Raw genomic sequence first — 8,416 nt, 5'->3', positions numbered from 1 at the left:
CCTGCTGGCCGCCGGCCCGCTGGCCGCGGCGGTGGTGCTGTGGGCCCTGTACGGCCTCGACATCCAGGTGCCGGTATCGCTGGCCTGGGGCGTCAGCAGCGACCCGGCCTATGCCCTGGCGATGCTGGCCGGCTTCGCCGCCATCCTGGGGCGCGGCGCCGGGCCGCTGCGGGTCGGGGTCGCCTGGACCGCGCTGCAGGTCGCCGCCGTGCTGGGCAACCGCGGCGGCCAGGTCTGGTGGCAATACAACCAGCTCGCCATCACCGACGGCATGCAATGGACCGGCATCGGCATGGCGGTGCTGGGCGCGCTGATGCTGGCGGGCGTCATCCTGGCCCGCCGTGCCCCATGAAAAAGGCCTCCGGAGCGAGGCTCCGGAGGCTCTGAGTGTAGATCGGGCCGGAGGAACGCCAGCCAGGGACCGGCCCGATCGTCGACGGATCGACGGCTTTCACGATGGCGTCGGCTAGCTCGTCCAGCCCGCCCGATCCGTGATCTCTCCTCGGCCGCGGCAGCGCGGCCGCCATGCCGCCCGGCAGGAGCTCCGCCACTCCGACGTCGCTCCGTTTGAACAGCGATTGCAAATCATTCGCAATCTCAAGATACGAGTTCGCTGCCCGAATGCAAGCGGAATTGGCGCGGGCAGCAAAAGGCCGGCTGCGGCACGGGGCCACAGCCGGCCAAGCGAAGCCCAGGAGCCTCAGTCGAAGCGCAGCGGGATGTTGACGGAGATGCCCGGGGTCGGCGCCACATAGACCGGGGGCGGCGGCGCGACGTAGACCGGCGCCGGGCGCTCGTAATAGACGGGCGGGCGCTCGACATAGACCGGCGACGGCTCGTAGTAGACCCGCGGGCGCGGCCGGACCACGACCACATCCGGGCCGCGATCGTAGTAGTAGCCATGGTGGCGCCACGGCGGGCCCCAGCCCCAGCCGCCATGCTTCTTCCAGCTGTCGGCGAAAGCCGGGGTCGACACCGCCAGGGTGACCGCGGCGGCGGCCAGGGCACCGGCCAGAATGCGGCGAGTCGAGATCATCAGGGTACTGTCCTTCTGCTGCCGGGCGGCCCATCGGGCCGGACCCACCAACGTCCGAACCCTTCAACGTACGACCCGCCGGCTTCGATCCGGCGCCAATCAAGGCATTTTCGTGGCATTGCCCGGAATATCGGCCGGGACGTCGGCCGGCGGCGGCTCCCAGCCGAAGACACTGCGGCCGCCATAGTCGTGCGACCGCCGGCGCTCGACCGCGATGTGCTCGGGCAGGGTCGGGCCGATGGCGTGGCGCTCGACCCGCCGCGCCTGGTCGTCGAGGCGGCGGATCGCGTCCAGCCGCTCGTCATGGCCCAGCTTCGCCTGGGCGACGGCGGTCTTCAGCACCGCGATGGTCTGGTCGTAGACCCGGGTCGGCACCGGATAGGGGTGGCGGTCCTTGCCGCCATGGGCCAGGGAGAAACGGCCCGGATCGGCGAAGCGGCAGGGCGCGCCGTGCACGACCTCCGCCACCATGGCCAGGGAGTGCACGGTGCGGGCGCCGACGCCCGGCACCAGCAGCAGTTCGGAGAAATCCTCCGGCGCCCGGTCGGCCGCGGCGCTGAGCGCGCCGTGCAGCCGGCGCAGGATGACGTCGCTGGGCCGGACGTCGTGATGCGCCGGCATGACGAGATGCGGCAGTGATGGCTGGTCCGGCGGCGGGGGGATCCGACCCTCGATCGCCGCCACCTCGTCCACCAGCCGGTCGGGGCCGAGGTCGCGCAGCAGGTCCAGCTGCCGGTGGCGCGAGGCCGCGGCCCGCCGGTCGGTCAGGTTGACGATCACGCCCCGGCCAGGCCCTTCGATCGCGGTATGCGGCGCCTCGACGAAGCTCTTGAGATCCTCCGAGCACCAGTGGTAGCGGCGGGCGAGGCGGCTGTCGCCGTTCATGCCCTGCTGCACCACCACCCAGCGCCCGTCATCGGCGAGGATGAAGCCGTGCAGGTACAGGTCGAATCCGTCCTGCACCGCGGCGCTGTCGACCTTGGCGACCAGCCGGCTGGCCTTCGCCAGCGCCTCGCCGTCGAGGCCGACGCGCTGGCCGATCGCGATCAGCTCGGCCGGGGTCTGCCGCGAATGGGCCCCGCGACCGCCGCAGACATGCAGGCCCAGCTCGCCGGCCATCGGCTGCAGTCCGCGCTTCAGCGCGCCGATCACGCTGGTGGTGATGCCGGAGGAATGCCAGTCCATGCCCATCACGGCGCCGAAGGACTGGAACCAGAAGGGGTGGGCCAGCCGGCGCAGGAACTCGTCGCGGCCGTAATGGTGGATGATCGCCTCGGCGATCACCGCACCCAGCCGGGACATGCGCCGGCCCAGCCAGGCGGGCACCCGGCCGTGATGCAGGGGCAGATCGGCGCTGCCGGCCCGTTTCGCCACGGATCCTCCGGAACAAAGATGGAACGATCCTAGCGCGGTGCCCCGTGTTGCGCCAGCGGCCAAGTCGCCGCGTTGCGCAGCCGGATGCCGCTGACATGCAGGCTGCTGTCCCACAGGGCGGCGAGTGGCGCCAGGGACTCGACGACACGGAGGTCGACGCCGCACCGCGCCAGCTCGCCGTCGAGCCCGACCAGAGTGACGCAGCGCGTCGGTACGACCGGGGCCTCGGACACCCACATGCCGGCATCCTGGAGGCTGCGGAAGGTCGCGACCGGCAACTCGTAGCGGTGGATCTCGGCAGAACGGAGCCGGTCAATCCAGCCAGCCTCGATGAAAGCCACCGCTCGGGGTTCGCCGGCCCCCAGCCATGTCTCCCGGTCCGCCGGCGAGGTCCCCGGTGTCGCCCAGGCGAGGATCCGCGGACAGTCGCGCGGGAACAGGTAGAGCATCTGATGGGCATCATCGATCGCCCAGACCAGCGGGCCGTTCAGCCACTCCCGCCCGGCGGGGCGGGCCGACGGCACGCGCACCGGCCGGGGCTCGAACCGCGCAATCTCCGGATCGTCGCTGAAATGGAACAGCCGTACCATCGACGTCTCCCCAGGCAGCGCGGACCGAGGCTCTTCGCAACTCCCATTCCCCACCGTCATTGCGAGGAGCGCAGCGACGAAGCAATCCAGGGGCCACGCCGAACGGCCTCTGGATTGCTTTGCTGCGCTCGCAATGACGGTGTTCGGACTTCTGAAACGGCCTTGGCGGGAGGGTGAGGGGGATTACGCCGCCGCGGCCCGCGCCTTGCCGATCAGCGCCAGGATCTCGCCGGCCGCCTGGGGGATGTTGGTGCCGGGGCCGTAGACCGCGCTGACGCCGGCGGCCAGCAGCGGCTCGTAATCCTGCGGCGGGATCACGCCGCCGCATACCACCAGGATGTCGCCGGCGCCCTCGGCCTTCAGGGCCGCCATCAGCTGCGGCACCAGGGTCAGGTGCCCGGCCGCCTGGGACGACACGCCGACGACATGGACGTCGTTCTCGATCGCCTGGCGCGCCGCCTCCTCCGGCGTCTGGAACAGCGGGCCGATGTCGACGTCGAAGCCGATATCGGCGAAGGCGGTGGCGATCACCTTGGCACCGCGGTCGTGCCCGTCCTGGCCCATCTTCACCACCAGCATGCGCGGCCGGCGCCCCTCGGCCTCGGCGAAGCGCGCCACCTCCTCCTGGATCCGGGCATAGCCCTCGTCGCCTGCGAAGGCGCCGCCATAGACGCCGGAGACGGAGCGGATCACCGCGCGATGGCGGGTGAACACCTGCTCCAGCGCATCCGAGATCTCGCCCACCGTGGCCCGCGCCCGCGTCGCCTTGATCGCGAGGTCCAGCAGGTTGCCCTCGCCGCTCCTCGCCGCCGCGGTCAGCGCCGCCAGCGCCGCGCGGCACGCGGCCTCGTCGCGCTCGGCCCTGATCTTCCTGAGGCGGGCCACCTGCGATTCACGCACCGCCGAATTGTCGATCGCCAGCACCTCGACATGGTCCGGCTTCTCCGGCGCGTATTTGTTGACGCCGACGATCACCTGCTCGCCGCGGTCGATCCGGGCCTGGCGGCGGGTGGCGCTCTCCTCGATCCTGAGCTTCGGCAGGCCGGCCTCGACCGCCTTGGTCATGCCGCCCATGGCCTCGACCTCGTCGATCAGCACCCGGGCCTTGGCCGCCAGCTCGGCCGTCAGCGCCTCGACATAGTAGCTGCCGCCCAGCGGGTCGACCGTGCGGGTCACCCCGGTCTCCTCGGCGATGATCAGCTGGGTGTTGCGGGCGATGCGGGCGGAGAACGGCGTGGGCAGGCCCAGCGCCTCGTCGAAGCTGTTGGTGTGCAGGCTCTGCGTCCCGCCCAGCACCGCAGCCAGCGCCTCGACCGTCGTCCGCACCACGTTGTTGTAGGGGTCCTGCTCGGTCAGCGACACGCCGGAGGTCTGGCAATGGGTGCGCAGCATCAGGCTCTCGGCCTTCTTCGGCGCGAACTCGGCCTGGATCAGCTCGGCCCAGAGCTGCCGGGCCGCGCGCAGCTTCGCCACCTCGGTGAAGAAGTCCATGCCGATGGCGAAGAAGAAGGACAGCCGGCCGGCGAAGGCGTCGACATCGAGTCCGCGCGAGATCGCGGCACGGACATATTCGAGGCCGTCGGCCAGGGTGTAGGCCAGCTCCTGCACCGCCGTCGCCCCGGCCTCCTGCATGTGGTAGCCGGAGATCGAGATCGAGTTGAACTTCGGCATCCGCTCCGCCGTGTAGGCGATGATGTCGGCGACGATCCGCATCGAGGGCCCGGGCGGGTAAATATAGGTGTTCCGGACCATGAACTCCTTGAGGATGTCGTTCTGGATGGTGCCGGACAGCTTGACCTCCGGCACCCCCTGCTCCTCCGCCGCCACGATGTAGCCGGCCAGCACCGGCAGCACGGCGCCGTTCATGGTCATGGAGACCGACATGCGGTCGAGCGGGATGCCGTCGAACAGGATCTTCATGTCCTCGACGGAATCGATGGCGACGCCGGCCTTGCCGACATCGCCGACCACGCGCGGATGGTCGCTGTCGTAGCCGCGATGCGTGGCCAGGTCGAAGGCGACCGAGACACCCTGCTGCCCCGCCGCCAGATTGGCGCGGTAGAAGGCGTTCGACGCCTCGGCGGTGGAGAAGCCGGCATATTGCCGGACAGTCCAGGGCCGGCCGGCATACATCGTGCCACGCACGCCGCGGGTGAAGGGGGCAAAGCCCGGCAGTTCCCCGGCCGCGCCCTCCGGCACGTCCGCCGCGGTGTAGAGCGGCCTGACCGTCACGCCCTCGGCCGTCTCGACCGTCAGGTCCTCCAGCGGGCGGTCGCGCAGCTCCTTCCGGGCCAGCGCCTCCCAATCGGCGGGGGTCCGCTTGTCGAAGGCGGTCATGGCGGCATTCCTCCTGTCACGGAGGGGAGTATAGGTGCGGTCCCGGCCGCGGTCACGCGGCGCGCATGATTCTTTCGCGCTGCGCGAGGTCCGCTCGAGAATGCGCTGGTGTGAGTCGGCTGGCGGTGGCTTCGAGAACCGGAGCGCAGCGGACGTTGTAGTCCGTGAGCACCGGAAGCGCAGAAGCCGCCGTCAGACGGCCGCACCAGTAGCATTATCGGGCGGGCCTCAGTTCCGGCTGAGCGCCATATGCGCGCCCAGCCCGACCAGGGCCGAGCCGCTAGCCAGGCGGAGCCAGCGCGCCACCCGCTCGCTGCGACGCAGCCGGGACATCGCCCGGTCGATGCACAGCAGGGTGACCACGTCGGCCGCGAAGAACACAGCATTGACGATCATGCCCAGCACCACGAACTGGGCCCAGACAGGCAGGCCGGCGGACGGATCGACGAACTGCGGCAGGAAGGCGATGAAGAACAGCGCCGTCTTCGGGTTCAGGAGCTCGACCGTCACGCTCTCGGCGAAGGCGCGGCGCGCCGTCTTCTCCGCCACCTGCGGCAGGGCGTCGCCGGAGCGGCGGCTGCGCACCATGCGGATGCCGAGCCAGACGAGATAGGCGGCGCCGAAGATCTTCACCACCAGGAACAGCGTCGGCGACCAGCGGAACACCGCCGACAGGCCGGCTGCGGCGGCGGTGACATGGACCAGGTCTCCGACCGCGATGCCGGTGGCGGCGCGGAACCCGGCCGCCCGGCCGCGCGCCAGCGTCTGTGCCACGGTGTAGAGGATCGCCGGGCCCGGGATGATCGCGATCAGCACGGTCGCGACGAGGAACGGCAGCAGATGCGCGAACGACGGCATGGGCGGGCCTCCGGCGGGATTTCGCGGCCCAGCATAGCGTGGCCGGATGCAAGCGTCAGGCCCAGGCTCAATGTCGCGCCACCGCCGCAGTGTCTTGACGTTGTCACAAATCCGGCTAGGAATGATTCGCAGATGGAGCGATAGCAACCGCCCTGCCATTGGTGTAGGGGAAGAAATCCTGCGGCGGACCACCATCCCAACCGCCGTTTTCTGCGATATAATCCTGCGTCGCGGCCATGCGCGAAGCCGCTGCGACCGTCGGGAAGCGAGAGCACAGTCGGAGTGTGACACCGTGAACGCAAGCGTCGGAAACCAAGGCACCGCGACGCATCCGGGCCCCGTCAACCCGAAGCAGGTGTTCGCCACGGAAGGCATCGACCCGACGCTGGAGCGGCCGAGCCTGGTGACCCGCTTCTTCATGCGCCTCGTCACCTGGGCCGAGCGGCTCAACCTGAAATACAGCAAGGTCGGCAACCCGCCGGTCTACGACACCGCCACCTTCCCCTGGGTGGCCGAGGTCGAGAAGGAATGGCCCCTGATCCGGGCCGAGCTGGACAAGGTCCTGCTGCGCCAGCACGAGCTGCCGAGCTTCCAGGACATCTCCTCCGACGTGAAGACGATCAGCAAGGACAATCACTGGAAGACGTTCTTCCTGGCCGGCTACGGCGTCAGCTCCGAAAGGAACATCGCCCAATGCCCGGAGACCTGGCGCATCGTCCAGAAGATCCCGGGGCTGAAGACCGCGATGTTCTCGATCTTCGAGCCGGGCAAGCACCTGGCGGCGCATCGCGGCCCGTATAACGGCGTGCTGCGGCTGCACCTGCCGCTGCTGGTGCCGGAGCCGCGCGAGAAGCTGGCGATCCGCGTCGACAAGCAGATCTGCCACTGGGAGGAAGGCAAGGCCCTGGTGTTCGACGACGCCTATGAGCACGAGGCCTGGAACCACACCGACAAGACCCGGGTGGTGCTGTTCATCGATTTCGTGAAGCCGCTGCGCTTCCCGGCGCGGCTGGTGAACTGGCTGCTCCTGAACCTGGCCGTCTTCACCCCCTTCATCCGCGAAGGGCAGGACGCGCACAAGGAATGGGAGAAGAAGTTCTACGCCCAGGCCGAGGCCCTGCGGAACCGGAAAGCCTGAATCTTCGTAGGTCTGGCTCGCCTCAGCGAACCCGACATCTTCCCGCCCCCCCCTGCTGTCATGCCTGGGCTTGACCCGGGCATCCAGAGATTGTCGATGCCGCTCCGGGTGGCCCCTGATTGCCGGGTCAAGCCCGGCAATGACAGAGCGGAGGTATCATGTTGCCGGTTCGCTGATGCGAGCTCGGGTTACGCCCCCAACTGCTCCACCACCGCGCCCGTGGTCGTGACCGTGGCGAATTCCGCCGCCAGGGTCGCCAGATGGGCACGGTGCAACTCCTCCGCCACGACCGTGCCGCCGGCGCCGTCCGGCAGGTCGAAGCAGGCGCAGGCGTCGCCGGCCACCACCGTCCGGTAGCCCAGATTCGCCGCCACCCGGACCGTGGTCGAGACGCACATGTCCGTGGTCAGGCCGAACAGCACCACCGTGCCGATGCCGAGCCGCCGCAGCCGCAGGTCGAGATCGGTGCCGATGAAGGCACAGTTCACCGACTTCGCCACCACCGGCTCGCCCTCCCGCGGCTCCAGGCCCGGACGGAAGGCATGGCCAGGATGGCCCGGCGCCAAGGTGGAGCCAGGCTCGACGGAATCGTGCCGGATGTGCAGCAGCGGCAGCCCGGCCCGCCGCCACGCGGCCAGCAGGCGCTGGCCATTGGCATCGAGTTCGGGGTTGTTGCGGCGGCCCCAGGACGGCAGGTCGAAGGCACTTTGCAGGTCGACCGGCAGCAGCGCCGCCCGGCTGGACCAGAGATCGGGGGCTGTGGTCACGTTCTCTCCTCCATGGTTTCCGGCGTGGCCACGGGCCGGAACCGCTCGCGGTATTCGCGCGGAGCCACGCCGAGCCGGCGCAGAAAGGCGCGGCGCATGCCGTCGCCATTGCCGAAGCCGCAGGCCCGGGCGATGGTCTCGCCCGGCAGGTCGGTCTCCTCCAGCCGCCGGCGCGCCGCTTCGACCCGCAGCCGCTCGACATAGGCGGCGGGCGTGGCGCCGATCTCCCGCACGAAGGCGCGGGCGAAGTTGCGCGGGCTCATCCCCGCCCGCTCGGCCAGGGCCGGCACCGCCAGCTCGGCCTCGGGATGCGCCA

General features: G+C 70.1%; 9 protein-coding genes. 2 read left to right on the top strand and 7 right to left on the bottom strand.

The annotated features are described in order from the left end of the window. On the top strand, positions 1-352 hold a 352-nt coding region (locus P409_RS38995), incomplete at its 5' end, for a hypothetical protein (protein WP_034841717.1). 348 nt (positions 353-700) lie between these two features. On the opposite strand, the gene P409_RS19295 is transcribed toward P409_RS38995, so the two are convergent. The 5 genes from P409_RS19295 to P409_RS19275 form a co-directional block, all read right to left on the bottom strand. Beyond that, positions 701-1,036, bottom strand: coding sequence for a hypothetical protein (locus tag P409_RS19295; protein WP_034841714.1), 336 nt, complete (start codon positions 1,034-1,036; stop codon positions 701-703). Between the two features lie 99 nt (positions 1,037-1,135). Then, complete coding sequence (locus tag P409_RS19290; RefSeq protein ID WP_034841711.1) at positions 1,136-2,410, bottom strand: DUF763 domain-containing protein; 1,275 nt, start codon at positions 2,408-2,410, stop codon at positions 1,136-1,138. A 29-nt stretch (positions 2,411-2,439) separates the two neighbouring features. Then, positions 2,440-3,000: a DUF6886 family protein gene (locus P409_RS19285; RefSeq protein WP_034841707.1), complete on the bottom strand. Its 561-nt coding sequence runs from the start codon at positions 2,998-3,000 to the stop codon at positions 2,440-2,442. Between the two features lie 183 nt (positions 3,001-3,183). Beyond that, complete coding sequence (gene scpA / locus P409_RS19280; RefSeq protein WP_034841702.1) at positions 3,184-5,337, bottom strand: methylmalonyl-CoA mutase; 2,154 nt, start codon at positions 5,335-5,337, stop codon at positions 3,184-3,186. 228 nt (positions 5,338-5,565) lie between these two features. Beyond that, on the bottom strand, positions 5,566-6,195 hold the full coding sequence (locus tag P409_RS19275) for a LysE family translocator (RefSeq protein WP_034841699.1): 630 nt from the start codon (positions 6,193-6,195) through the stop codon (positions 5,566-5,568). Between the two features lie 292 nt (positions 6,196-6,487). On the opposite strand from P409_RS19275, the gene olsC reads away from it, so the two are divergent. Beyond that, the gene (gene olsC / locus P409_RS19270; RefSeq protein WP_081991630.1) at positions 6,488-7,333 is read left to right on the top strand and encodes an ornithine lipid ester-linked acyl 2-hydroxylase OlsC; all 846 of its coding nucleotides are present in this window, start codon (positions 6,488-6,490) and stop codon (positions 7,331-7,333) included. A gap of 188 nt (positions 7,334-7,521) precedes the next feature. Here the strand turns inward: olsC and P409_RS19265 are convergent, their stop codons facing one another. After that, positions 7,522-8,100 carry a cysteine hydrolase family protein gene (locus tag P409_RS19265; protein ID WP_081991629.1) on the bottom strand — a complete coding sequence of 193 codons (579 nt, stop codon included), beginning with the start codon at positions 8,098-8,100 and terminating at the stop codon, positions 7,522-7,524. Continuing rightward, the coding region (locus P409_RS19260; protein ID WP_034841695.1) for a helix-turn-helix domain-containing protein at positions 8,097-8,416 on the bottom strand (320 nt) is incomplete at its 5' end. The genes P409_RS19260 and P409_RS19265, both read right to left, overlap by 4 nt.

This window comes from Inquilinus limosus MP06 (assembly GCF_000767795.1).
Classification (GTDB): domain Bacteria; phylum Pseudomonadota; class Alphaproteobacteria; order DSM-16000; family Inquilinaceae; genus Inquilinus; species Inquilinus limosus_E.
Note: the sequence above shows the minus strand (reverse complement) of the source record. Positions and strands in the feature narration are given on the sequence as shown.

Excerpts from the sequence above, each read along its gene's own strand:
- P409_RS19275 (WP_034841699.1), bottom strand. The coding sequence starts at position 6,195 with ATGCCGTCGTTCGCGCATCTGCTGCCGTTCCTCGTCGCGACCGTGCTG.
- scpA (WP_034841702.1), bottom strand. The coding sequence starts at position 5,337 with ATGACCGCCTTCGACAAGCGGACCCCCGCCGATTGGGAGGCGCTGGCC.
- P409_RS19285 (WP_034841707.1), bottom strand. The coding sequence starts at position 3,000 with ATGGTACGGCTGTTCCATTTCAGCGACGATCCGGAGATTGCGCGGTTC.
- P409_RS19295 (WP_034841714.1), bottom strand. The coding sequence starts at position 1,036 with ATGATCTCGACTCGCCGCATTCTGGCCGGTGCCCTGGCCGCCGCCGCG.